The 25066-nt window shown below is 37.5% G+C and carries 24 protein-coding genes and 1 pseudogene; all 25 read right to left on the minus strand.

The features are described 5' to 3' along the window. Position 1 precedes the first annotated feature (1 nt). Complete coding sequence (locus BGM27_RS08635; protein ID WP_020954190.1) at positions 2-760, minus strand: phage tail domain-containing protein; 759 nt, start codon at positions 758-760, stop codon at positions 2-4. A 57-nt stretch (positions 761-817) separates the two neighbouring features. Then, positions 818-6142 (minus strand): phage tail tape measure protein, encoded by a 5325-nt coding sequence (locus BGM27_RS08640; protein WP_082187179.1) that lies wholly within the window; start codon positions 6140-6142, stop codon positions 818-820. Positions 6143-6349: 207 nt separating this feature from the next. Next, positions 6350-7915 (minus strand): annotated as a pseudogene (locus BGM27_RS20735) (phage tail tape measure protein); the annotation flags it as partial. A 46-nt stretch (positions 7916-7961) separates the two neighbouring features. Beyond that, positions 7962-8588 (minus strand): hypothetical protein, encoded by a 627-nt coding sequence (locus tag BGM27_RS08650; RefSeq protein WP_020954189.1) that lies wholly within the window; start codon positions 8586-8588, stop codon positions 7962-7964. Positions 8589-9198: 610 nt separating this feature from the next. Continuing rightward, positions 9199-9414 (minus strand): hypothetical protein, encoded by a 216-nt coding sequence (locus tag BGM27_RS08655; RefSeq protein WP_041482338.1) that lies wholly within the window; start codon positions 9412-9414, stop codon positions 9199-9201. Between the two features lie 44 nt (positions 9415-9458). Continuing rightward, complete coding sequence (locus BGM27_RS08660) at positions 9459-10460, minus strand: tyrosine-type recombinase/integrase (protein WP_014472041.1); 1002 nt, start codon at positions 10458-10460, stop codon at positions 9459-9461. A 13-nt stretch (positions 10461-10473) separates the two neighbouring features. Then, complete coding sequence (locus BGM27_RS08665) at positions 10474-10890, minus strand: hypothetical protein (RefSeq protein ID WP_020954186.1); 417 nt, start codon at positions 10888-10890, stop codon at positions 10474-10476. Then, positions 10890-11375, minus strand: coding sequence for a hypothetical protein (locus tag BGM27_RS08670; protein ID WP_020954185.1), 486 nt, complete (start codon positions 11373-11375; stop codon positions 10890-10892). The genes BGM27_RS08665 and BGM27_RS08670 overlap by 1 nt, the downstream gene beginning before the upstream one ends. Positions 11376-11455: 80 nt before the next feature. Then, the gene (locus tag BGM27_RS08675; RefSeq protein ID WP_077210008.1) at positions 11456-11650 is read right to left on the minus strand and encodes an XkdX family protein; all 195 of its coding nucleotides are present in this window, start codon (positions 11648-11650) and stop codon (positions 11456-11458) included. Position 11651: 1 nt separating this feature from the next. Beyond that, positions 11652-11990: a hypothetical protein gene (locus tag BGM27_RS08680; protein WP_020954184.1), complete on the minus strand. Its 339-nt coding sequence runs from the start codon at positions 11988-11990 to the stop codon at positions 11652-11654. Next, entirely contained in the window at positions 11984-13318 is a 1335-nt protein-coding gene (locus BGM27_RS08685; protein WP_020954183.1) for a pyocin knob domain-containing protein, read from the minus strand. The genes BGM27_RS08680 and BGM27_RS08685 overlap by 7 nt, the downstream gene beginning before the upstream one ends. After that, positions 13318-13674 carry a hypothetical protein gene (locus tag BGM27_RS08690; protein ID WP_022553073.1) on the minus strand — a complete coding sequence of 119 codons (357 nt, stop codon included), beginning with the start codon at positions 13672-13674 and terminating at the stop codon, positions 13318-13320. The genes BGM27_RS08685 and BGM27_RS08690 overlap by 1 nt, the downstream gene beginning before the upstream one ends. A gap of 71 nt (positions 13675-13745) precedes the next feature. Continuing rightward, a complete protein-coding gene (locus BGM27_RS08695) occupies positions 13746-14213 on the minus strand; it encodes a hypothetical protein (protein WP_020954181.1) in 468 nt (155 codons plus the stop codon). 20 nt (positions 14214-14233) lie between these two features. After that, on the minus strand, positions 14234-15028 hold the full coding sequence (locus BGM27_RS08700; protein WP_020954180.1) for a hypothetical protein: 795 nt from the start codon (positions 15026-15028) through the stop codon (positions 14234-14236). A gap of 34 nt (positions 15029-15062) precedes the next feature. Next, positions 15063-15791: a hypothetical protein gene (locus tag BGM27_RS08705; protein ID WP_020954179.1), complete on the minus strand. Its 729-nt coding sequence runs from the start codon at positions 15789-15791 to the stop codon at positions 15063-15065. Next, a complete protein-coding gene (locus BGM27_RS08710) occupies positions 15788-16294 on the minus strand; it encodes a hypothetical protein (protein WP_041482315.1) in 507 nt (168 codons plus the stop codon). The genes BGM27_RS08705 and BGM27_RS08710 overlap by 4 nt, the downstream gene beginning before the upstream one ends. Then, complete coding sequence (locus tag BGM27_RS08715; RefSeq protein WP_020954178.1) at positions 16291-16956, minus strand: hypothetical protein; 666 nt, start codon at positions 16954-16956, stop codon at positions 16291-16293. The genes BGM27_RS08710 and BGM27_RS08715 overlap by 4 nt, the downstream gene beginning before the upstream one ends. Positions 16957-16965: 9 nt before the next feature. After that, positions 16966-17352: a hypothetical protein gene (locus tag BGM27_RS08720; RefSeq protein WP_020954177.1), complete on the minus strand. Its 387-nt coding sequence runs from the start codon at positions 17350-17352 to the stop codon at positions 16966-16968. Between the two features lie 12 nt (positions 17353-17364). Next, positions 17365-17838 carry a hypothetical protein gene (locus BGM27_RS08725; protein WP_020954176.1) on the minus strand — a complete coding sequence of 158 codons (474 nt, stop codon included), beginning with the start codon at positions 17836-17838 and terminating at the stop codon, positions 17365-17367. 54 nt (positions 17839-17892) lie between these two features. Continuing rightward, positions 17893-18999 (minus strand): hypothetical protein, encoded by a 1107-nt coding sequence (locus tag BGM27_RS08730; protein WP_020954175.1) that lies wholly within the window; start codon positions 18997-18999, stop codon positions 17893-17895. A gap of 24 nt (positions 19000-19023) precedes the next feature. Continuing rightward, a complete protein-coding gene (locus BGM27_RS08735; protein WP_020954174.1) occupies positions 19024-19488 on the minus strand; it encodes a hypothetical protein in 465 nt (154 codons plus the stop codon). Positions 19489-19528: 40 nt separating this feature from the next. Then, positions 19529-20683 (minus strand): hypothetical protein, encoded by a 1155-nt coding sequence (locus BGM27_RS08740; RefSeq protein WP_020954173.1) that lies wholly within the window; start codon positions 20681-20683, stop codon positions 19529-19531. 17 nt (positions 20684-20700) lie between these two features. After that, positions 20701-22242, minus strand: a complete 1542-nt coding sequence (locus BGM27_RS08745; RefSeq protein WP_020954172.1) for a hypothetical protein — start codon at positions 22240-22242, stop codon at positions 20701-20703. An 18-nt stretch (positions 22243-22260) separates the two neighbouring features. Beyond that, the gene (locus BGM27_RS08750) at positions 22261-24009 is read right to left on the minus strand and encodes a terminase large subunit (RefSeq protein WP_041482314.1); all 1749 of its coding nucleotides are present in this window, start codon (positions 24007-24009) and stop codon (positions 22261-22263) included. After that, positions 24009-25016: a hypothetical protein gene (locus BGM27_RS08755; protein ID WP_020954171.1), complete on the minus strand. Its 1008-nt coding sequence runs from the start codon at positions 25014-25016 to the stop codon at positions 24009-24011. The genes BGM27_RS08750 and BGM27_RS08755 overlap by 1 nt, the downstream gene beginning before the upstream one ends. Positions 25017-25066 lie beyond the last annotated feature (50 nt).

The following is a 25066-nucleotide window of genomic DNA, read 5'->3' on the forward strand; positions in this document are numbered from 1 at the left end:
CTTACAAATACTTATATCTGTATATGAACCGGATATAACATTCGCCCGTTATTTTAACTCTGTTTATCCCTCTTGTTAAAAAAACATACTGTTCATTGACTTGATCATAACACTCATACCCAGTAACACTGGAGGTGATCAGCTCTTTGTTGGCATCTACATTAATAACTTCCTGATGTTTAATTGATGTGAATTTTAGAGGTTCTTTATAAGCTGTCAAGTTTTCAATTGTGATGTCTCCATCACCAATTTTTTTGAATTCGAGAGAGAGTGGGATATCTAAATCCCCTATATTTTTAATTTCTATATTATTAGAGCCTGATGATATGTCATGCCAATGGGTAGTTGTTTCTCGTCCATACCTATAAGGAAATACTTTCATTGTCAGCTTCACATATCCATCATTAGAGCAGTTGTGTACTAAATCTGTTGCGTTCACTGGCAAAGCAAAATAAATGATATCTAAATTACTACTGAATGAAAGAGGCTTGTAATCATCTACATTTAGCCAACGTGCAACTCTTCGAATATTTTCTTCATCTAAATGATCTTCTATGTAAAAGTTTAAAGGGATTTCATATGGTTCACGTTTAACACTGTCTACATATGGCTCAGAAGCTGATCGTGTATATGTTTCATTTACTGTTCTATTCGCTATGAATGTCTCTTCCAGTAGTCCGCCCTCTGTGTTTACATTCACTGCCCCAATTTCATAAGAGGGGATATCATCGAACATGAAATATTGACTTTCTCTAATCATAAAATTCCACCCTTACCAATCAAAAAGCAAGCTGAAGAGCCTGCATTATACAGACTCTTACATGCTTCCATTTAATTTTATAACTTCTTTCTTGATGGTTTCGAACATTGTCCTAGCTCCTGTTTCACCACCTGTGAGCTTTTCAATATTGAAATTGTTTGTTAGATTCACTGTTTTATCACCAGTAGAATTAACTGTAGGAGGGAGGTTAGTGGTTTTAACATTTGGTATCAAACTATTAGATAGGCTCGATTGGCTAATATTCGGAATTATTGATGGAATAGCGGTGATTCCTTTGTTAATCAAGGCTGCTAATTTTCCACCTTGCCCCCATTTAGGTGTTTCATTATTCAAATCGTTATCAGACAGATTGCGAACATGCTTTACAGTTTCAAGCATGTTCTTGGTGTCAGTCTTATTCAGAATAAGCTCTTTATCATGAAGAATAGCAAGCTTGCCAGAACCTAAACCTGTTCCTGTGTATCCTCCTGTTTCAAATGAGGATATTTTTTTGCCTGTTGTATTACCTTTAGTCACAGTATTAAGGGCATTAGAAGCTTCTTTAAGCTTATCGATAAGGTTATTAGAGATGCTTTTCCCGATGGACTCCATATTGCTGTTAATGAACTTAGAGAATTCATTCAGTTGCTTAGCAATATCAGTAATCTTCCCATCCATTAGCTTTTTCTCAAGTTCCTTAAATCCACGCTCATCATTGACGAGATCATCATATTTCTTGTTAATTGAATCTTCGTCTTTTTGAAGCTGATCTTGCAACGCTTCTTTTCGTTTGCTACTTTCACGATCTTTAAGAAACTCATCTAAATCTAACTGTTCCTTTTGTAGCTGCTCAGTCAATTCCTTAACCTTTGACTTACCAAACTCTGAGTCATCAAGAGAATACTGATTAATTTGGTCAGTGAGTTTTTGGATACTGTCTTGCTTCTCTTTTAACTGTCTTTGAAATTTAGCTTCATCATCAGTTTTATCAATCTCATCAATCAAGTCTTGCGTAGCTTTTTGGTGCGCTTTTAATTCAATGTCACGCATCTTTTCGTACATCTCTTTATAGATGGAGACAACTTCATCAGCAAGAGATTTGTACACATCTTTGATTGATTTCTTTGTGTTATAAAGCTCAAGATTGTAATCCTTCTGCTTGTCTTTCCAGTTCTCGATCTCTTCAGTAATTTGTTTCTGAATATCCGGGAACCCTTTAGCAGCTTTCTTTTGTGCTTCCAACTGTTTGATATACTTTTTCGCTTCATTCTGTTGCTGCTGAATAAGCTTAATCTGTTGGCTATAATATTTAACCTTGTCTTTATCTTCCTCGGTCATGGATATTTTGTTGCTAACATCTTTAAGCTTGGATTCAGTTTTCTTGGTTGATTTCTCAATACCGTTAAGTGTTTGATCAACCTCAGACTGAATGAGCTGTCCTCGAAGTTCTCTTACTTCTTCTTGAAAATTGATGAGATCAATCTTAGCCTGTTTTAATTCCTCAGCAAGCTGTGCTCTTTGAGCACCATTTAAAGTTTTGTTTGTTTTGATTTCTTTTTCAATAAAAGAAACCTTCTGACCCTGAATCTTTTGCTGTTCAGTTAAAGCTTTTTTCTGATCGTTTGTATACTTGCGGAATTCTTTACTGTCGCTCAGATAATGACTAGCGAGGGCTTTGTCTTTAGCGATTCTTACATCAAAATCACCAATACGCTTGTCATATTCATCAAGTTTCGACTGAACGATTTCATATCTGAGTTCTTGTATCTGATCGTTTACTGAGTCAATGTCGCCTTGGAGGGAGAGGAGGTCGGATTTAGCTTGTGCGATTGCTTGCTGTCGTTCTGCTTCAGCTTGAGATGCATCTGAAATAGATGTACCGACACCTTTTAAATACTTCTCAGGGTCAATAGTCTTTCCGTTTTCCTCAATTTGAAGATGAAGGTGATTTCCTGTTGAATTACCCGTACTGCCAACTTTACCGATGGTCTGGCCAGCTTTAACAGTTTGACCGGCTTTAACAGAAGGGGTATCAAGCATATGCATATACTTAGCAACTTTCCCATCATCCTGCTGAATGACAACCCAGTTACCGGCAGTTTTACTATAACCAGCAATTTGAACTTTTCCACTCTGAACCGATTTAATTGCGGTTCCAGCTTTCGCTGCAAAGTCGATACCTTTATGTGGAGTTGATCGGTAAGAGCCATCTTGTGCACCATACTTAGAACTTATTCTAAAAGCGCTGTTCTTCGTGTAGTAGCTTGCAATGGATGAATTAGCAGAAGTCATTGACTTAGTGTAATTAGACATGATCTTCTGAACATAATTCTGCGTTTCTTTGAAAGGAGGGATGCCACCATATTTAATTACATTACCAGGCCCTGCGTTATAAGCAGCAAGTGCTTTCTCAACATTGCCACCAAATTTGCTTAGTTGTTGGGCTAGATATTTCGTACCACCCATAATGTTCTGATACGGATCATAAACATTGTTTACACCTAAGCTTTTAGCAGTTGAAGGCATCAACTGCATTAATCCGGCTGCGCCTGCTCCAGAACGAACTCTTGCATTGAATCCAGATTCTTGCTGGATTACAGCTGCAATTAGAGCTGGATCAACACCGTATTTGCTTGCGGCAGAATTAATGTAGCTGGAGTATTTACCGGAGTAAGACCCGCCACCGGAAGAATAAGAACTACCAGAAGATGAACCAGAGGAGAGGGAAGAGGTAACTATACCGTATTGTGCAATGTTCCCTGACTTAATTTGATCCTTGAGGAGTTTGGCTTGCTCCTGCATAAGCTTTTTCTTTTGTTGAAGAGCTTTAATTTCTTTCTGCAGGGCATTCCGATAACTTTGAGAATACTTTGGATAGTCGTTTACTTGCTTATTGTACTTTTCGACTTCGGCATTAACTTTCTCCAGAGCTTCCTTGTATTTGTCAGCCACATACATAGATGTTTTAATTTCCTCAGAGGCTTTATCACTTGAAGAAGACAGGTCATCAAGAGATGTTCCTGTTTCAGATAGGGAAGTTGAAGCCAAATCGGCTAGTTTATCAAGCTCTTTAAGCTGATCGGTGATATCGGTAACTTGTTTCAGATCCTCTTGATTCTTTGGAAGGAATTGCAGCGATCCGCTGTTTCCTTTTTTTAATTCATCATAGATCTTTTGTTTGTTACTCTCCAGCTCTGATTTCATGTTATAAGCATCTTGCACAGTCTTGATAGCCTTAACTTCAGACTTATACATGTTAATCTTTTTATTTAATGCGTTAGCCTGATTAATTAAATCTTGTCTTACAGATTGTTGCATATCATTGTAAGCTTTGAGTTTTGTATCCCGAAGCTTAACAACTGCATTTCTGTTGATTTTTACAACACCATTTTCAACTGAAATTGCATCAGCAAGATCATGTTCCTTCTGAATAAGTTTCATGGCTTCTGTTGCAGATATGCTTTTACCTTCAGACATTTTTTCAAGGAGGTTATTTAAAGGGGAGATGCTGTCAGACATAGTGTCATAAGCTTCATTTTGAATGGCAGATATAGCAGCATCATTTTGCTTCGATTCAACTAAATCATCGATGATTCCTTTAATTGCTTCAAAATCACCTTTAGCTTCTTTGAGCTTGTCAGATAAATTACCGACTTGCTCACCTAATGCATCTACACCTTCACCATTTTCATCCCAGGTTACTTTTGCAGTTTGTGCAGAATCATTTGTAGAGTCAATGGCAGTTTTAAGGTCATCATAAGATAAAGCCAAACCATTAGCTTTATCTTTACCACTCATATATTGATTAACAAGCTGTTCTAAGCTTTTAGAGGCGGAATCAAAATTATTTTTATTGCCCGATTGCAGAGCTTTTTGAATATTTTCCATGTATTTCGAAACATTTATTGAAAATGACTCAAGTTCATCTGCATTCATTTTGCTGAAGTCGATTTTATCGAATGCGTTAGATATTTCCCTTGAAAGATTCGGATTTATCTTTATTGAGTTAAAGGCATCAATTGTCTGTTGCACTTGCTCTCTAATTTTAGCCTGTGAGCTGGATAGCTCTTGCTCAGTACGTAGTGCATCTTGTTCAGCTTTAATACCTTGATTTTTTTTGTCATTTTCAGAAGAGAAAATATCCCAACTCTTGCCGTTTTTATAATAATCGGCAACCTGCTTATACTGTTTAATCTTATCATTGAGTTTATCAATGTCTTTTAAGCTATCCTTAAAGTTACTATTAGCACCTGTTTGAATGTCTTTTTTGTTTAAATTAGTAAGGTCTTCAGTGTACTTTATAGCATCCTTTAGTGCTTGGTTTTTCTTTATGATTGCTTGCCCTTGAGAATCATACCCGGCGATCAAATTCGGGAACGTTTGCGCCAATTGCTGCGTTACTTGTAGGTATTCTTGCTCCTGATTGGCTGATAAATCCCCGCCATCTTTAGCCTTTTGCAGTTCTTTGTATTGGCTAATCAGTTTATCAGTTTCATCTTTATTGGTTGTAATTGCTTCAATGCTAGTAGTTTTAGCTTGTTCAAAGTCTTCTCTAGCTTGTTTTAAATCAGAATAAGAGGAAATGAGTTTCTCAATAACGACGCCCAGTCCAACCATGGCTGCCATAGGAAGAAAACTTCCTGCTAAGAAAGCTCCAGTGGTCATCGCCACTCTTTTAAGTCCAACTAGGGATGCATTAAATGCAGTTACAGCTCTATTCCAAACAACTGTTTTGGCAGAGGCGGCAGTTACTCCAACAGTTACAGCATTAAAGTTGAGTACTAAATTTTTAAGGGCTGCGCCCATTGCCATTCCTGAGGTAAGTGCACTTGTACGTAAAGAAGTGTTAAAAAGCATAACTGCAGCTGTAGCAGCTCCTATAACTTGAGGAAGGAGACCGACTGTTTTAGTGATTTGAGCACTTATTTGCATTAAACCTTTAAGTGCATCTGCAAAAACAACAATACTATCTGATATGAAAGCTTCACTTGAGGCAACTGACATCTCTGTAAATGCATTTGACAACCTATTTAATCTTGCCTGTAAACTGTCAGCGTATTTCTGCTGTTCACTCCAAGCGCTTCCTGCGGAATTAGCCGCAGTAGTCGCTGCGTTTTGTGATATGGAAAAGTTGTTCATTAAGGCATTAAATCTAGAAAGCTGATAAATGCCCGCTACACCTATCGAGGTGTTTTGTTTTTGAGCATCGCTGAGGTTATTCCATTTGTCTGCTAACTCATTAATTAATTCAGTAGCAGATTTCGCCTCACCACTAGCTGTTTTCACAGAAATGCCAATCTGTTCTAAGGCTTTAATTGAGCTATCATTATTCCCGATACGTGCGAAAATGGTTTTAAGTGAGTTCAATTCTGTTACTTTCACCTTAAAGGCTACTGACCACTATATGTGGCGGTATGATACTTCAATCATACTCTCTATGTTTCCATAGAAGTTCAGACTGTCGCTTCGCAATTTAGCGTCTCTTCGCTCAGTCGTTCAGGCTGCAATAACGCTTGCCCCTTGTCGTCCTCGTCTTAACGTTAGGAGTTCCAAGTCAATCAGAAGAGATTTAAAGTCAGCAATCACTTTACCGACTATATTTCCACTTTCACGGGTGGTACTTGCAATTGCTGTAGTGTAACCAATTAGATCGTTTAATTCAACGCCAAAAGTAGAGGCGGTGCTTCCTGCTTTTCGAATAGAATTCGCCAGGTCAAGAGTGGTTACAGCATAGTTGTTATCGACTTCATTAAGCTTATCTGCGATTGAAATAGAATCATTCGCAGCAATATTGAAGTTTAACATTGCGGCAGTTAAGGTGTTAACAGTATCATCAGGAGTTAAATCAGAGACGTTTTGTAGAACCTGAGCGGTTTTAGTAAGCGTAGACAGTTCACTTTCATCGAAACCCATACGCCCGAAATCGCCAGTCATTTGGAGTATGTCAGTGATCTTGTTTGAAAGGGTGTCGCCTAGGTTTATTGATTCCTCGAGTAGCTCATTGTACTTATAATCAGGCTCATTCATTACACGTCTGATGTTTGTCATTAGAGTATCAATTTCAACAGCCTGGGAGACCATTTCCTTAAGCCCAGATATAGCACCGTAGAATAAAGAACCGGAGATCAAATATGTCGACATACTTTTGAAAGCTTGAGTTAACTCTGTGCCAAAAGAGGAGGCTTGACTAGACGCTGTTTGAGCATTTGAAGCCAATTCCCTGAATTGCATGTTCAAGCTTTGAATTTGAGATCTGACATTACTTCCGCCGACGCTTGAGTTAAGACTATTAACTGCATTCAGATATTCTTGGATAGCTTGTCTATTTCCAGCACCCATCGTATCGCCATAACGCGTATTAAGGTTTTGTACGTTTACTTGTGCTTGGCGTTGATAAAGCTCAATAGTTTTTCTGAGCTCATTATTTTTCGCCACAGCAGCAGACTTATCATCGAGCATTTTGATTCTGTTTTGTAATGCTTCAATTTGTTGTGCTGTTTGAGCAGTATTTAATTTCCGTCCAAGGGAAGAGAGGGTGGTGTCAGTTACAATTCCTTGCTGTCTAAGTTTTTCTAAATCCAGTTTTAATTGTTCAATTGCTTTTCGTTGCTGATCATAATTCGTTGTTACTTTAGATGTAGTAGCGTTTGTTTTTGGATCAGTTGTATAGGTAATATCGTCAAAGCCATTGCGGTTCTTTTGAGTAACCCTTGTCGTTTGTCCTTGAGCATTCTTTTGTTCTGTTTTCTTCTGTACCTGACCAAGTTTTTCAGTCGCTTGAGCAAGCCTGTTAACTTCTTGCGTTTGTTCACGTAGTGATTGATTACGATTGTCGATGAATTTCTTTTCACGCTGAATGATTTCGCCATTTTTCTTATACTGCTGCGTAAGCTTTTCAACAGTACCATCAGCATTTCTGGTAATCGTTGTGGTTTCTTTAACTGTTTGATTGAAGGATTTGAGATGTTTTTGATAAGTTTCAACTGCAGAGGAGAAATCGTTGAGAGTCTTTAAAGCAGAGGCATCAATATTGGTCTTTAAATTAAGGGAATTTAGCTTTTTCTCTAAAGATTTAATTTGCTGATTTAACTGTTCGACAGTTTTTGAAGAAGTATCAGCTTTGGGTGTGAGTATGATCTTTAAATCTTGACTCAAATATAGGTCACATCCTTTCGAATAGGGCATATAAAAAAGCCACTCATTATTGAGCGACTTTGTTTGCTTTCCGTATTGCAATCTCCATAATCCCTTGCCATACTTCAGCATTTGATAAAGCATCTTTAACTTTTGGATCATCCTGTTTAAACCCTTTAACATTCTCTAGGCCAAATTCATCTTTACTCGGCAGGAAATCAAATCTGTAAATAGGGGAGGAGAAATCATCGAGTTTTAATTTCAAATCAATTTTTTTGAAGTATTTTGTTTCTGTCTTATTGGAAGATAACCCACCAACTAAAGCTCCAATGCTTCCTGCTGCTAATCCACCAACAACAGCGCCGGTTATTTGACTTCCTTTGGATACTTTTGTAACTGTACAATCATCAATTGAAACCTCGGCTTCAATGATTTTTTCAAAGGGAATAATTTTTTCTTCCAGTGTTCCATATTGATTGAATTTGTGGATCATAAACTTATCATCCGGTTCAACCAATGTAAGCTTTGCATTTTTATCGGGATTAATAATTGACTTGTAATTAGAAGGAAAGTTCCCGATGCTCTCAATCTCGGTTGCCCTTTTTTTATCCATTTCTTTTTGCTTATCTGAAGCGCAAACCCCGATAATAATGAAAGCGCCAATCACTAAAATTAGAATGATAGCCCAGTTCATCCAACCACCACCAGTATTATTTTCCTACATTATATCATGGTTTCCAAAAGGTTAGAACCAGCAATGGGAAGGATCACTTTCCTTTTTCAGACTTAATCTGCTCGAGTAACTCTTTAAAATATGTAGCAGTAATAACAATATCCCTATCCTTTCGTACATTGAAAAGGAGGAGAAGGCAAATGGCTATTGCGATTAGAATATACCAAAGCAAATTAAAACTAAACATAATTCTGAGAGATAGTAAGCATGTTCCTATGAGGACACTTCCAACTGTCCACATTTTTGTGTGATCATAGGACGCTTCAATTCGAGTCATACGGGAAATAGCTAAAGTTAAATCTGATGGATTAAGTGATTTTAGGATTTGCAATTTGCGTTTTTGTTCTGAGTAGGGTTCGCCTGAGTGGGGGAATTCCTTTTGTATATATTTGATTAGGTCACGACTATCCATCTGTACTAAATTGTGTTTAAGTATGGTCTTATTCATATTTTTCACCTCTCCATATTATCGTCAAATATGGAAATAAGTTTAAGGTTTTATCCATAAGCAAAATCCCTCAATTGAAGGATTTTGATTCTGCATAAAAGAGGGATTTCATAAAGAGTGTCGCTAAAGCAAATCAATTGATATGTCTCCCAACAAGCTTTTCTTAATCTTTCCGTATTCAAGTTTACCGGTGCTTGCATTGTAAACAAGAACTTTACCGTCACTGATCTTGGATTCATCAATCTGTTTAGACCCGAATTGATTCTTATCTGCTTTAGTATCAAGCAGCCTAGTTAATTCAGCAACAGCTTCGTTCAATTCATTAATTTGCTGTTGCATATTCTCAATTGAACTTTGGTGAGGATTGAAGAGACTCATAATGTTTACGAGAAGATTTGATTCTTTTCTTCTTTAAAATCACGAAGGTCGTAATGCTTAATTGTTGTAGACACGTCATTATGCTGTGCAACATATTTACTCACGAGCTCAATCTTAATTTTCTTGACTTCAAGAAGGTAAGTAATACAGGAGGCCTTAAAGAGGTGAGGGTTAATGCGGCGACCGAGGATATCAGAAAGAACATCAGAACAAAAATAGTCAGCCCACCCCTCTGACATTTGTCTTGGTTGGCCACCGTACTGTGTAGTAAATAAATATTCATGGTCATATCCCCGTTGTTCATGCCAAAGCTTCAAATATTCCAGAGCTTCTGTGTTAATCATGTAGTCGAGGGGTTTTCCTTCGCCTTTTCCTTTTCCAAGAACTTTGTGAGCCATGACATAAGATTGACCTTCAGGTATCTCATAATTCAGGATTTCGGTTTTAAACTGAATAATTTCAGCTCTTCTGGCACCTACATTAAAGGCAGTAGCTAACCAAGCCATTCCCAAATAGTTTTTATCTTCTTCAAGCACTTTCATCATTGTTCTGTATTCATCGTAAGTAACCTTTACTTTCTCATACGTGGTTGTTTTAGGGATGGCAGGAAGACCTCTTGTGAAGTTTCTGAATGATTTGTAATTATCGTCATCTTCAGCAACAACATTTTCAATGTAGTTATTTAAAGAAGATACTCCAGCCTTTTTTAAAGCTATTCCACTTGAAGACATCCCTCTATTTTTCAGGAAGCTTTGATATCTGATGAAATCCCTTTTGGATATTTTGTAAAGCTTCTTCCCATTCAAAGAATTATGCACCCACCAGAAGAACTGGCGAAGAGAGGAGTTGTATTGCTTCCTAGTTTTATCTCGGAATGAGTGGGCATCAAGAAATTCTTGTGTTAAGCTTCTATGCTCGTCATCAACCTGACCCCACATTTCATCTGTGACTTCGGGCAACTTTTCGGCTCTAGAGCGCATCATGTTTTGTTTTATTTCTCTGGCCATTAATACACCACCGTTATTCTGTTTTAATACCACTTGTATTTAAATCTTTTTTTATAGCAGCAACTAATCTTCCATCTTTTAACGATTCAGCGGTATTCTTCATAAATGGGCGAGGTTTTCCGTAACCATAACCGTATTTATCTGGATACGTGTATCCTTGACCAGTCTCAACAACCGTGGCAACATCCTTACCGTTGTCTTTACGGGTATTGTCTAATGAGAGTCCGTTAGATTCGTTTTGAATGACAAAGGAGTCCTTCAAAAGAGAAGTACGTTCATATACAAGGGGGTCATAGGTGTCATACACATCAGATTGCACATGCTCTTGACCTGTTTTAATCATCGTATTTTTTGTGCTTGATTGTTTTTGAACGGCTTGCTTCGCGGCAAATTCAATTAGTGCTGCTATTTCCTTTATCTTTTTGGCCATTATTCAGCCTCTTGTTCATTTTCAATCTCTTCGACCTTGTTAATGACAAGGTCAATTATTTCTTCTTGAGACATATTTGAAAGTTTATCTAAATTATCTTGAATCATCTTTGCTGCTTCACCAAGTTTCTTTATGCTTTCTTCAGGGAAGCTACTTAGAATCAATGGGAAAAATTCAGAGTCAGTAAGGTTGTGAAACCATTTGATCTTATTCTTAATATCATTTGGAATGCCTAAATCCGTAAATTCTTTAATTAGTGAAAAAGCTATCCAATCGAAATAATTGATCTTCTTAAAATCAATCCCTTTTTCTTCAGCTCGTTCGGGGTCTTTAATTATCTCAATAAACATTTTGGATATGCGAGAAGGGGCAAAGTGTGGGTAAATAAAGACATGTACGTCATCAGTGAGTTGTACTTTTTCTTTCTTATCGTATTTGCTCACACTTTCTTCAATTAATCCAAAATTTAATTTTTTCGATGCCATCTCATTTCCTCCTTATATATCCTGAACTCATTAAAAAAGACACCTCAAAAGGGGAGAGGTGTCTAAATAAAACTTGTATTTTATTCCGTGTCTGCTTCTTTGTAGTCTTCGCCAGTGATTTCTTTGTACTCCTCCAAAGTGACTAAACCATTCTTTACGCCTAATTGTAGCTCTTCTTTTGTCACATCGTTGAATTCCTGGTAGGCTTCTTTGACTTGCTCGACGGTTGCCCATTTCCGACTCAGGGCCTTAACCCAATAGTTATATGTAGTTATTTTATGAACCTCCTTTTAGATCATCAATATCTTTTAATATTGCATCTATTGTTTTGTTAACTTGTAACAAGCTTATACGGAGTTGGGACAGTGTTTGTCCTAAAATGTCAATATCGCTAGGCTCAGGAATATCTGGCTTAACGCTATCCTTGTATTCTTCAGTTGCTGATTCAATCCATTTATTTTTCTTGGGATCATATTTGGGTAAGATTATTGTGGGGTCTGGGACAGCAGTTGTACTATTTGGAGGAAGAGCATCGCCTTCAATGAAGTCTTCTCCAGCGTACATAAAGTTCTCATCGTAATAAAGAACATGCATAATATTTTCACCTACTACCATAAAGGAATTCCTATATTAAATGAAACTCTGGAAACACTGTTAATGTCATTAGCGTACAATCCATCAAAACGTAAATCTCCATCTGTTGTGAAGGCAAATCTCGCTGTTCCATATGATCCAATTGTGGGTACTACAAAATCCACCAGCTGTGTTGGCTTGGTTGAGAATTTAGCAACTGCAGTTCCAATGGCCGGCAATGTTCCGAAAGATCCTCTTAGCCATAGCACGTTATTTACACTTGAGAATTTGAAAGGGTAAGTGGAGTATTGTGTAGCTCCATTAATAAGTGTGACTGGGTTCCAAGAACCTGATGTACCACTCCATCTGGCTTTGTCATCTAAAGTAACGTGAATATCAGTTTTTGCTTCGTGGGCATCGGTGTAGGCTTTCGCTGAGTTGAGTGCGGAAGTGGCTCTGGTTTGTGCTCCGTCAGTCGTTTCATGTGTTTGCCAAGAAGTCCACGTTGAATCGCTTTTTCTAAAACGGAAATAAGTATGTGTTCCGTAATACGATTCTAATGCGAATTGTGCAATTGTAGTTCCATAGTTCATAACAACTAAATAGACATTGGATAAGTTGGCAGGGGAGTGAAGTCCCTGGTTGGCGATTAAATAAAATCCAGTGTTAATCAAATCGTTGTACTCCGTTTTTTCGGAGCTACCCTTGTAGAATATTTTTCCATCATCAGCAGTGAGCTTGAAAAGTTGAGTAGCGTCCCATCTATCCCGATCAGATTTGTTGATATGGACATTAGTGTCATTCAGATGATTATCAAAGTCACTTTTAGTAGCTTGTTTTACATTGTCTACATTCCCAAGTCCAATCTGTTCAGCAGTAACCTTGTGTGGGTTTGATTGATTGTCAGTATGTTCAGCTAAAAAAGACTTTGACCTTTCATCGGAACTGTTCCAATAACTGCGCTCATCCTTTGTGATATGTCTATCCTGGTCTGCATCGTGAGCATCAAAATCCACCTTCGATGCCTGTTGAATATTATCAACCTTAGACAACCCAACTTGACTTTTTGTAACTGCATGGGGATTTTTCTTATCCTCAAGATGGCCATCAAAAGCTACCTTTGTGGCTTGCTCTTCATTGAGCACATTTGATAATCCGACTTGCTCTTTAGTTACATGGTGCGGGTTTTCTGTGTTCTGAGTATGCGACTTTAACTCTGAATTTTGCTTTTCCATGAAATCATCGACTTTGTCAGATAAACGCTTTTCATGATCAGACATATGAGCTTCAGTTCTGTAAAATTGATCTTTAAGATTATTGATTTGTATATTGTTTTGTTTGAGCTGACCTACAAATTTACTGCTGCTCATTAACTCACCGCAATTCCTTTAACCGTAACATCTCCATTTACGGAAATGACCTCAACCATGAATTTGAAAAGCCCCGCAATATCGAAATCCCAGTTTTCATTTGTATTCAATGTGCCCGTACCTAATTGAAAATCAGTTTTGTTTGTTCCAGCAATTTCTGTCTTTTCACCATTTTCATCTACGGCAAAGAATTTTATTTCTCTTGAAGTTGAGGAACCAGAGATCTTAACAGTAATATCCCGATAATGTGATACTACAAATTCTTCACCTTCAGACGGGGCAGTTGTTGCTTCGTGGAATGTAAAGGTTGCTTTATCTGGAATGGTTTTTAAAATATTTTCATCGGTTTCTGTCAACAACTCCACCTCCTAAGTCTGTTTAAAAACTGACTTTTATTTAAAAAGGAGAGGGGAAGGATCCCCTCAAATTATTTAGCTTCAAATACTCTTACATCCCTGTCAGTACCGTCATTGATCACATAGACATAAAGTGTTTTGCCAGCAGCAACAGGCACCGAAAAAGGTTTGTCACCGGCTGTCAATGGGATACCTGTATCAGCGGTTACAGTAGAGTTTCCAATGTAAACCGTGCCTTCTGCGGGAGGATAAATAGTAAGTGCTGTTCTGTCAGTGATACCTGCGGTAACTTTTTGAGCTGTTGAAGTAACAGTGAATTTATCCGTTTTAAAAGAGGAGAAACCGGGATCTCTTTCATTCAAGGTCACGGAAGGGGATTGTACTTGGATGCCTTTGATAGCATCTAAACCAGCTTGAGGGAAGTCAACTTGTAGAGGCTTTTCTTGTGATTTGAGATGAATGTCAGTTACTAAGCCACCGTTTCCATCATCTCTAGCTGAAGATTTTACACCATCGAAATCATTAAGTTTTGCTGCCATTAAAAATCACTCCTGTAAAATTAATTGCCAACGTCTACGGATTTAGTTTGTGTTTCTGTATCAGATCCAGGATCTGGGTCTTTGACAAAGTTAATTTCTCTACTCGCTTCAATAACAACAGCCATCTCATCAGTGTCAGTATCCGCCAGTGCTTCAAATTTAATTTCTGGTGCTAATGCATTACCGTTTTCGAGCGACATTTCAAATTCGCCAGAAGGAGATACGTTAGGGAATTGAATGTAGATATCACTGTAAACCTCTTCAGTGTCAGGATTATAGGCAATTGTACGGTATTCAACTTCATATCGCTCAGAGAATTTGCTCGCTTTAATAGGGAGGCGTCTACCGATTTTGTTGATCTGGTACACTGCAGTTAATTTCTCTTTAGTGCCAGCAAATCCAGTAGGAATTAAATAAGATCCATCTGTTGACACAGGTGTCTTGTACGTAACACCTCTTTTGTTGAAGAAGGTTACATCACTTACCGGTTTACCTTTAAGTGTAACCGCATTTTTGTCATCAACAATTAGACCATGTTCACGGTCGAAAACCTGAACTTTTGCTTCTTCTTCAATTGTTTCACCTTGTGTCATTGCTAACCACTCTAAGTCGAAATATGCATTCTTGACAGTAAGATTGATTTCTTTTTCAGACTTCAAGATATAAAGTGGTTTATTTCCGATACCACCACGAAGTTTTTCTTCGGAGATGGTTTGGGAGAATGAAGCTGTTTGTGCTTCTGCTGTGAATACAAGCTGACCATCAGATTTTCTTCTGAAATAAACATCAGCTGTATCTTGAATAACTGTTTTCATCTATAGATTTCCTCCTTAAAATAAAAAAGAACAGCTATTTGCTGCCCTTAGAAAGACCTTTGGTCTCATTTATAAATTTATCCCGGCTTATGTAATGTTTCTCTTCCTCAAATAAGTCAATGTGTTTATCCCAGTTCACAATGTTCTTGCCTGCTTCTGGTGAAACTGTAGCAAATAGGGTAGAAGTGTCATATTGCTTGAATTGAGCAATCCGGTGATAAGTCATATAAAGTTGAAACAGGGTCATGTCATTAATGTCTTTATAAAGGTAGCCTGTATAAGTCGACACTGTGCTAATGATATCTGCCATATCAACTGAATCACCATCTTGACTCTTGACTCTTTTGCTTCGCTCATTAGCTTTTTGAATTTCAGGATTGGAGCTTATTTTTTCTTCCTTCAAACAACACATTTTTAATACAAGTTCTCTAATGGAATCGAAGTTGTCTGGAGTAAGCTTATCCAGTATTTCTTCTCCATTGAACATTTTAGAAAACACTGTGCTATAGGCTTCTTGAAAATTAGGAAGGGTACCCGAAATTTCATAAAGAGTCATTTTCTTTAATTCAGCAACAAGCTCATCAAGTTCCCCGAAACGATTAACATCTTCTTTGCTATAAACGTAAATAATCTCTTTTTTGGACATTTTGATTAGCCTTAAATAATTGGCTAACTGACCATACTCTTTAACTTTAATGAATCTACATTCACCAAGTTCTGTAGAGATAGGTTCTCCGGTAATGAAAAACTCCATATCAATCATTTCATAGCTCCGAAAGTGAATATTAATTTGTATCCCAAATACCCTTCAGGTGCATTCGATATGAGCAGTCTTGTGTATTTAACATTTTTACCGATACCAGCAAAATTTTGATTGAAGAGCATGTCACAAATACGATCAGTAATTTTCAGGTTCCTGAATTCAGTCTCTTCATAGGTGTTAATGTGTGTATAAACATCAATCATCAAATCTTGATCTAGCAGCATCGCACTTTGGATTGAGGGTTTAGGGATTCCATTGCCAAGATAAACACAAAGCCTGCAAATTGGTTGATCGGTTAAATCATCAGTTTTGGGAGCACGTTTAATTATGGAGCTTAATATCGATGGGGAATCATCAACTGGATCATAATAATTTTCCAACGTCTGAACGTCAGGGAGAGAAGAGGAGAGAGGGTCATCTTTATAATATAAAAGACGATTCAATTCTGTATCATTCATAATGGTTCTGAATACAGTTGTCATATGTTCGACCATCATACTCATTCACTATCACCTCCAACTTTCTTTTTGGCTATAAGTCTAATTGTTCCGGTGTCTCCATAGACCTTGGAATAGTCTATATCATCAACACGGAATTCCTCACCATAAAAAGAAAGAAAAAGACCCTTCTTTAATTTTTCATGTTTTAAAAAGGGGATGGTGACATGTGCTTGCCCTTCAGGAATATTTATAGCCAATTCTGATCCAATTGTTGAGGTTGTCCGTTCTAAAACACACGGGATGTCAACCTTCTCACCAGGCACTTTAATCTTTATCGGTCTCCCTGTAACTTCATCGATCTTTCCGGAATCAATTAGTTTGTCAGAAGATGTTAGACTAATTGATGAATTACAAAGCCGCATAGTAGCACTGTCATTCATTTTGTTATCGGTAGGGCGTGAATTAACTAACCAGTAACTACCGTCATACAAAATCAAGTCACCACGATTTAATAAACCTAAAACTGTAAGGACTTTTTTTGTTTCACTGTCCTGAGTGGTTTGAATTATTACCTGTGCAGGCTTGCCATTCAATTTAATATCGTAAGTTTCAGGTGAATTTGCTAAGATTTCTTTGAAAATTTCATACTTGTTTGAATTAAACTCTTCATTTTCCCAGCCACTCAAATAATTTGAAGAAGAGGTAAGATACCAATCTACAGACACCGAACCACCTCAATCAAAATTATTCACTTTTAGTTTGCTCATTTTTTTTTCAATCTCATCGACAAGATCTTCATAGGATCTATTAACCTGAGCTTTAGTATTAGATAAACCTGTCAATTGAATATCTCTTCCTACAATGTTGTTTAATTTTAAGGCTCTGTCTCGATATCTTCCTAAATAATCTTTGTACATGAGTCTTCCTAAAATTTGAATTTGAGCAGGGGAGAGGGGTTCTTTAAAATCTTTTGTTTCTTTATCAAAACCCAGTTCAGTTAAATCTGTTTCATATTCACCAATAGCGTTCTTGAAAAACTGATACTCAAGTCCATCTGGTAATATTTCATTTGACTGAAACTTTGAATGGAAAACGTTTATGATTTCATCATAGGTAGTCAAGATTTAACCCCCTTATGATTGAGTATCAAATTTAAATCCAGTGTATTCTTCAATGAACTTAATCTTAGCGTAGTCATTAATCTTTTCTTTTTTAGCCACATCAAACAGCTGAGCTTTTTCAGACTCAAGTAAAATTTCTTTTTGAACATTTTCTTCGAAGGCTTTTTGTGTTTTATACCCCAAGATTTGTTTAATCCGTTCTACAGTAACAACTTCTTGCTTATCGTCTTTATCATCAGTCTCAAAACCTAAGTGTACACGGGTTTCTTTGTCATCAATATAGATTTTGGCATGAGTACCTTGACCGTCAGTTCCAGTGAATAGCGAGGTATTGTCATAGACTTGGGATTGCACTTCTCCAGCTGTAATCTGTCTAATCCCATTGGCTGGCAATCTGAAGTCTCCGTGAGTGTCAATCTTTCGGAAATATAAATCCCATGGACATAGGTTTTTAATTGTGATCTTTTTATCTAAATTAAAAGACATGTAATCCCTCCAAAAATAAAAGGAGGGACACAGCCCTCCTAGATTTTAAATTGTTTAAATTTGTGGTAATTCATATTTTGTGTCTCTGATGAGACCAATTTGATGTTCTTGTCCTTTTGCTACACCAGCCCCAATTTCCATATCAAAACGAGTAATCTCTGTTCCAGTAATAATGTCGTTACCATTCATTGAAGTAAGTCCGCCTTTTTGGAATACTTGAAGAGGGGATTTTTTACCTTGAGGAACGAAGAAAAGAAGTCCTTCAGGAAGATATGTTTTGAAGTTGTCGCCGGCTTTATTTAATTCAGTAAGATTATAAGCGTTAGGTAATTCTACAACAGAAGAACCTTTATAAGTGTTAAGCAATCCTGTTCTTCGGATCTCATCCATCACAGATTGAGGGAGCTTAGTGCTTGAAGCATCTCCGGCTACAGCCTGAAACCCTGCAAAGTCATTTAACTGAGAAACAACAGAAAAGTCACCAACAATAGAAGGTTGTCCAAATCGGCGAATCTTTGTGATAATATCGTCTACAGATGATTTGGTGATACCTTCAGTTTCAGCAAAGTATTTAACGCCTGTTGCATTTTTAATTGCATTGAACATTTCATTTACAACATAGTACATTGCTTTGTTCATCATATCTGTTTGAACTTGCTCCATGCCTTCTGCTACTTTATCGAGGTTTCCACTTTGAATCTCACGATAGTTAACAGCATAGCCAGAAGAAATGGTTTGAGTTCCAATTGGATATTCGCTCCAAGTTGTAGTAGCGAACGGTACGTCACCGCGGGAAGCTTGGAATTGGCTTCGGATGGATTCATGCGCGTATGTTGTCATCATTGGTTGCTGATCATAGCCAATAGTTCTAAATGTGCCCATAAAATCAAATAGCTTAATTGCTGAAATAAGCTTAGGCTCAATGGCATAACGCACAATTGTGTTGATCTCGGCTTTAGCTACAGGGTTGCCCATAAGAGCTTTGGAAGCTAGTTCCTTCACATGGGTCATAGCAGCATTGGCTTTTGCTCCAAACTTGGAAAGATCTTGACCCGTTGCAGCTGCAGAAAAGATTTCTACAATAGGGGACTTAGCATTCAATTTAGCATTTGCATAATGGTTTGAGTCTTTTTGAACATTGTTTAATTCAACTGTAAACATTAATAATTACCTCCAGAATATTAATTAAGCCTGTACTGTTAGGTACAAACCTTTTCCGCCAAATGTATTTTTCTCTAAGACTTTTAGAGATACTTTAAACTCCGCAACGTCATCGCCAGCTTTAACCCATTTACCTGTTTTGTCCGCAGCAGGAACCAATACGTCATCTTTAACAAGCGCATCATAATCAACTACCACGTCTGAGCTGAGTTCAATTGGCAGTCCTTTTAAGTCTGCTAAATTAAATGCAAGGACATATTCACCTTTTAGAACTTTGAAGTCTTCTTTATTGCGAATTTCAGGTTTATCAATAATGTTTCCAACCACATACACATCTCCTTTTGCAGTTGAAGATGCACCTGGAGGGAATGCGTTACCAGAAGAATCGTTAGGAATTACGACTAGACCAGGGACTAAATCGACACTAGCCTTGCAGCGTGGATTATTTCGTACTTGTTTATAAGCACCAATTGTTCCGAATTTGAACATTGAGTATTCCTCCTAAATTTTATAAAAGTGTTATTTTATCTTAATAAAGATCATCAATAGTCACTGAACTTTGTTGCCCAGAATCACGAACTTCTGAATAAATATCGAAATTTGTGCTATTAGTCTCAGAGGCTTGCTTCTTTGAGCGTTCAGCGATGAAGGATCGAGCGATTGCTGAGTTGATTTCAGAAATAATTTCGTTTTTAAGCTCGACAGAAGGGGACTTAGAGAACATTTCAATTTTCTCTTTTGCGACATCCTTTTCTTCAGGAGAATATTCCTTTAAAGCTTGGTTAAGCTCTCCTTGCATCTTTTCGGCTACCGCCTTGTTTTTGAATTCCTTTAAAGAATTAAGCTCTTCATCTGCCTTGGCTTTTTCATCCTTAGCTTTTTGCGCTTCTTTTTCTTTTGCATCAGCCTTAGCTTTTTCATCCTTTGCAGCTTTAACAGCGGCATTCAGTTCTTCAGTTTTTTGCTTTAAATCCTCAGTGAGTTTCTCAACTTTTTGATTTAACTCTCCAATTTCTTTATTCTTATTATCAAGTTTGTTGTTTAACTCAAGGACTACTTCTTCTTGAGATTTTGGCATTAAATTATCCTCCTTTTTGTTACTGTTTAATTCAAGTAAAATGGCAGCGTCGTCTGCAGGATCGATACCTAAAATTGCATCACCTGTAAAGTCAAACTTCATAGGTATACGCCCTTGCTCTTTCCAGCCACCTTCATATTCAATTGCATCTGAGCCTTCTACAGCTGCTATTTCAACCGAGGTCTCAGGGAAATCACCATCAAACATTTTTGATTTTAACCATTGAACAAATTTAGGATAGCGCTGGTTGTATAGGAAGCCTTCAGCTATTAACACTCTTTTTGGCTCGCCATTAACATCTATAGTGTCAATGTAAGCATTAGTAGTCGTACCAACCACTGCGCTGTTTTCAAAGAGAGGGGTGCCGTCCTTGACTTCTGTTAAACCGTGTCCGAATGGCTCACTGTTTTCATCATCCAAGAATTCTGCGCAAATTGGCATTAACTTGATTGATTCAAGGTTAGCGTTTATGTATTTCTCCAGCCAGGTAATACCGTTCTTGTTAAACTGAGTATTGTTTTCATGAATTTCAAGAACGACCCACTTGATGTATGTTTGACCACTGGTTTTTTTCTGATTATTAATTTCTAAAATCGTGCTTTTCAAATATTAATCACCTCCTCTCAAGAGCCAGAAGGCGTTCCGTTACTGTTATTTGTCTTCGATTTAATCGTGTTTTCATTTTTGGGATTATCGATCTCAGGCGCGCCAGCTGACTTATCGTTATTCTTACTCATTGTGAAAGAGGTCGCATGAACAGGGAATTTTTCATCAAAACCTTCGTCTTTTTCATATTCCATTAGGGATAAGTAAGCATCAGGATTCCATCCAGTAGCGGCTATCCAAGCAATAAGGCTACCTCGACCACTTGTATAAAGGTCTTTCATGTTTTGGACTTTTTCTTTCCTGTTAACGTGTGTAAGAGGGAGGTAGTAAACCTCAATATAAGAGCGAGGATCTTTGATGATATTGGCGTTTATCACCTTGTTAAACTCACTTTGAATTTGTTCTAACCAGGAGAATATTTGGGAAGAAACCATCTCGATATTGGTTTGTTGAGAAGAGTAGTTACCGTCTTGACCATTGAGAGCAGATCCAGCAAATCCTAAATTTGTAGTGATTCGTTTAATGAGCTCGTCTTCACCTTTAACCTTCAAGAAATCTACATTAGTTTCCAACTTGTCTAATTTTGTTCCAGAGGCCAAAGAGAAGAACTTAACACCTTTAACGCTTCCTTTAGCAACTAACGCTTTTTTTATATTCTCATGTTGCTGCTCCTGTTGCTTTTGAGATAAGGCTGATTTGCCTTTTTGATCACCTTCAGGGAAAGTCTGATAAATTAAAGTGCTGTTGAGCTCATCTAAAATGTTTCGTTTAGTGTCAACAAAGTATTCATCATAAACCATATCAATAAATGCGGATAAACCGATTGGGCGTCCCCATTGATCTTCAATGTCGCTACTTCCTTTAACAGCAATAGTCTTATTGTTATCAAGAACTAACCATTTTCGATTTTGGTCTTTCTTATAAGCCCTATAGCCTTGTCTGATTTCTTCTGGCCATCGCCTAAGCTTGAGCGATCTCCCGTTACTTGTGAACTTGTCAAAATAGGAGACATCAAAGGCTAACTGATAAGAGGAATTTTTCCTGCCGATAATTTTGCAATAATCGAGGGGAAGGGGGAGGACGGAACAATTAAAGTCATCAATAGCATTTGATTCACTTATTGATCCGATCTCATTGTCACTTAGAGTGGTGGGAAAAGAATCATTGGCTACAGAATCAAAATAATAAAAACCAGTGCCATATTTGCTGAGTTTTCCTAATGCATCCCTGACAACACTTTTGTCGCTGATTTTCCTTAAAGCCAGATTGAACTTTTGTTTGTTCAATTTGAAATCAGCTACTTTACTTGCTCCCAAAATAACTCTGTCTAAAGTAGGGAGGGCTACCATGTAGTCAATAACGTTTCTATACACACCATTTGCGTTATAAAGCAATTTAGAGGCATCCCTAATCTGTTTATTGTAAACGTTGTGGTCTTTCAGCCATGATTTAACTTTGTCGTAAGAAATGCCGTTAAATAAATCATTAAAGAACAACGAATCAAGCGGCGCTAAATTTGTATTAAATTCATATGATGACTGTGGTTCAGGTGTAGTCATTATTCACCTCCTCATTTTCTAATTAAAAAAGAATCCAAATGAATACTCATCATCGGATTCTTCCTTTTCTAAAAATAAAGCTATGTAATACAGCGCATAAGCAATTGCACTGTACCTATCCTTATCAATTCTTTTTACAACTTGCTCAACAGTGAAAGAATTCTGTGTCTTTTTAATTCTGAGGTTTGCAACTTCGTCAATGAATAATTGAGTTTGAATACATGCTGCTTCAATCATTACATCATCAGATATGCTTTTTTGGTTCTTGATGTCATCATAGGACTTTAGCAACTTCAATTTTCCGGACTCTACATAATCCAGGAATTGAGTAATAATGTCTTGGTTAATACCTTGGGATTTTAGGTTGTAAACGATTTCCGGCGAATTTGGGACATCTGGCTTTTGATCAGTGTTTATTGTAGCCCAGCATCCAAGTTCTTCATTGGTCTCCGGATCCGTAACATCCTCTAATAACCGGTCGATTAAACCGCCACCGACTCCGTTTCCATCGACAATAACAGCTTTAACTCTCGAGAGGGAAGTATCTTGATTTCCTCCATAGTTTTTGAAAACTCTTTTTACCATGATTGATTGTTCTTTAAAACTCAATCCGTTTGGCGGCTCTATGATATTGACTACTTGAACTTGTCTAATGAGGTTGTTGCTGTTTCTGATAATCTTCAAAACGACGATAGCTGTTTTATTGTTTGATTCAGCTGCAGAGCGGGCTACGTCAACCCCGATTACATATTCATGTAGCAAGAAGTTCTTATTTTTATCTCTAGGACAAGAAAGTTCGGGGTGGGTAATTGTCCTAGCTTTGATCAATTTACTGATATTAATTAAAGCACCGTCACTTGCGCCAATCCAATCACAAAGATAGTTCTGACGGAATCGAGTTACATTCCCTTGTCTTGCTTTATTAATAACAGACATTTTTTGACGGCCAAAGTGAATAGGAATGCGCCAATCTGATCCGAATACAAAGGATCCTTTAAGATCACCAGTTTCCTTAACCATCGTAAGGATTTTTTCGTACTCATCTGAGTTTTTGTATCCAGATGTAGAGAATCGGTTAATCTGACCATTTAATTCAGCGGGATCAATTTCGCCAGTCATGGTTGTACGAGGGATGTTAAAAATCGGCTCGATAGCATCATCGTATAAATCTTTATCAATCAAGGCAGATTCCTCTAAGGAGCCACGTCTTCTACGTAAACCCTTAGAGGATTGGGCGTTTGCCAGGTTATCGATGATCGCCCCGTTTTGAAATTCAACTCGCCCACTGTCTTTTGAAAAGTTTTCACTCTTGATTTCATCTTTAATGGAAGGGTAAAACCTTAAAATTTCCTCGTGCTTTTCTTTCCATATTTTTACCGCCGATTCCTTTGTGGAAGCGGTAATGGCTAATGTTACATTAGGGAAGCAAATAGCTGTATGGTAAGCAACCATGATCTGGGTAAGCGTTTTTGATCCGCCACGTGGAATACAGAAGTAGTTCTGTGGGAAGCGACTGAGTGTTCTCATCATAACTCTTTGGTATAAATCCAGCTCAATTCCGCCGACTTCGGGTTTCAACATATCGTAAAAAATGTCTGGATAAAAACGAATAAATGAGGTGAACTCAGCCCACTTGGAGATATTCTTGCCAATGAGGTTTGAATTGTCATCGGGATTCAGAGGGGTTTCAAAAGCTGCGTCGTAAATATCTGTTCTGTCTTTTGTGTGCTTCTTGTTTTTCGAGGTGAAGTTTTTATAACTAGCCATTAATCTTCATCACCTGTGTCATAAAGAGGTTCTTTGTACACATTCTCCAAGTCTCTGAAAACATTGTTGCGAGCACTCTTTAGTTTATCAATTTCTTCAGGCGACAATCCTTTTGATTTGAAGTCCTCTTCAAGCATTTCATCATAAAAGTGGTAAATGTCTTTGTAATCGACTTTTTCCTTATCTTCGAGCCTTCTGTAATAATTTATAATCGCCCAAATGATTAGATCAGCGTCATCATATGGTTGGGCTGCTAAACGAGGGAGAAGGGGGATAATGCCCAATTCTGTTTCAACGGCTTCAAATAATTGAGAAAGTACATCGACTCCACCACTGATATCGCTCTTACTTAACTGAGATACATTAATTTTTGCATCTGTAGCTGCCTTTGAAGCTAATGAACCCCATTCTTTAGCTTCTTTTACATCACCTTTAGCAGTTGCTAGCTCCTCTTTTACACGAAAACGAATATATGAAAGCAAGCCTTCAGTATGAAGTGTGGTTTTTTCGCCGTAATTTCGAATGAGTTTATTGTATTTTCTTTCAAACTGACGGTACTCATCGGGTGTGTAACCAATTCCCCATTTATCAATCAGGTCATCTGAAATTTCAGGTTGGCTAACACCAGAATTGTTTGTAGGCGTAGATTCCTCTATAAGTGGATTCTCTGGTTGTCTTTCAAAAACACTGTCTTTATAACCAGTACCGTTAAATTGCTTCAAGGAATTAGCCATTGTCATATAAGCGCTAAATGTATCTGTTTTTCTCTTTTCAGCTTGTTCCCAATACAACGGATCAAATTTAACATCAATCTGTTGTAAGACTGTATATATTGATTCAATATTGTTGTAATCAATGTTTTTCTTCAAGCAAGTCTTACAAATAGGGACTTTTCCAGTCTTCTCATACAGACTGCTTCGTGAATTATAGAACCCTGACTCTTTGTCCTTTTCTTTTTGACAAGCAGCACAGATCAATTTTTCCTTTTCTTTAGCTTTTCTAGGCATTCATACACCTCCAATATAATTTTAAAAAACACGTTTTATAAAACGCCCAG

Source organism: Bacillus sp. FJAT-27001, assembly GCF_019039175.1.
GTDB classification, from domain to species: Bacteria; Bacillota; Bacilli; order Bacillales; family Bacillaceae; genus Bacillus; species Bacillus velezensis.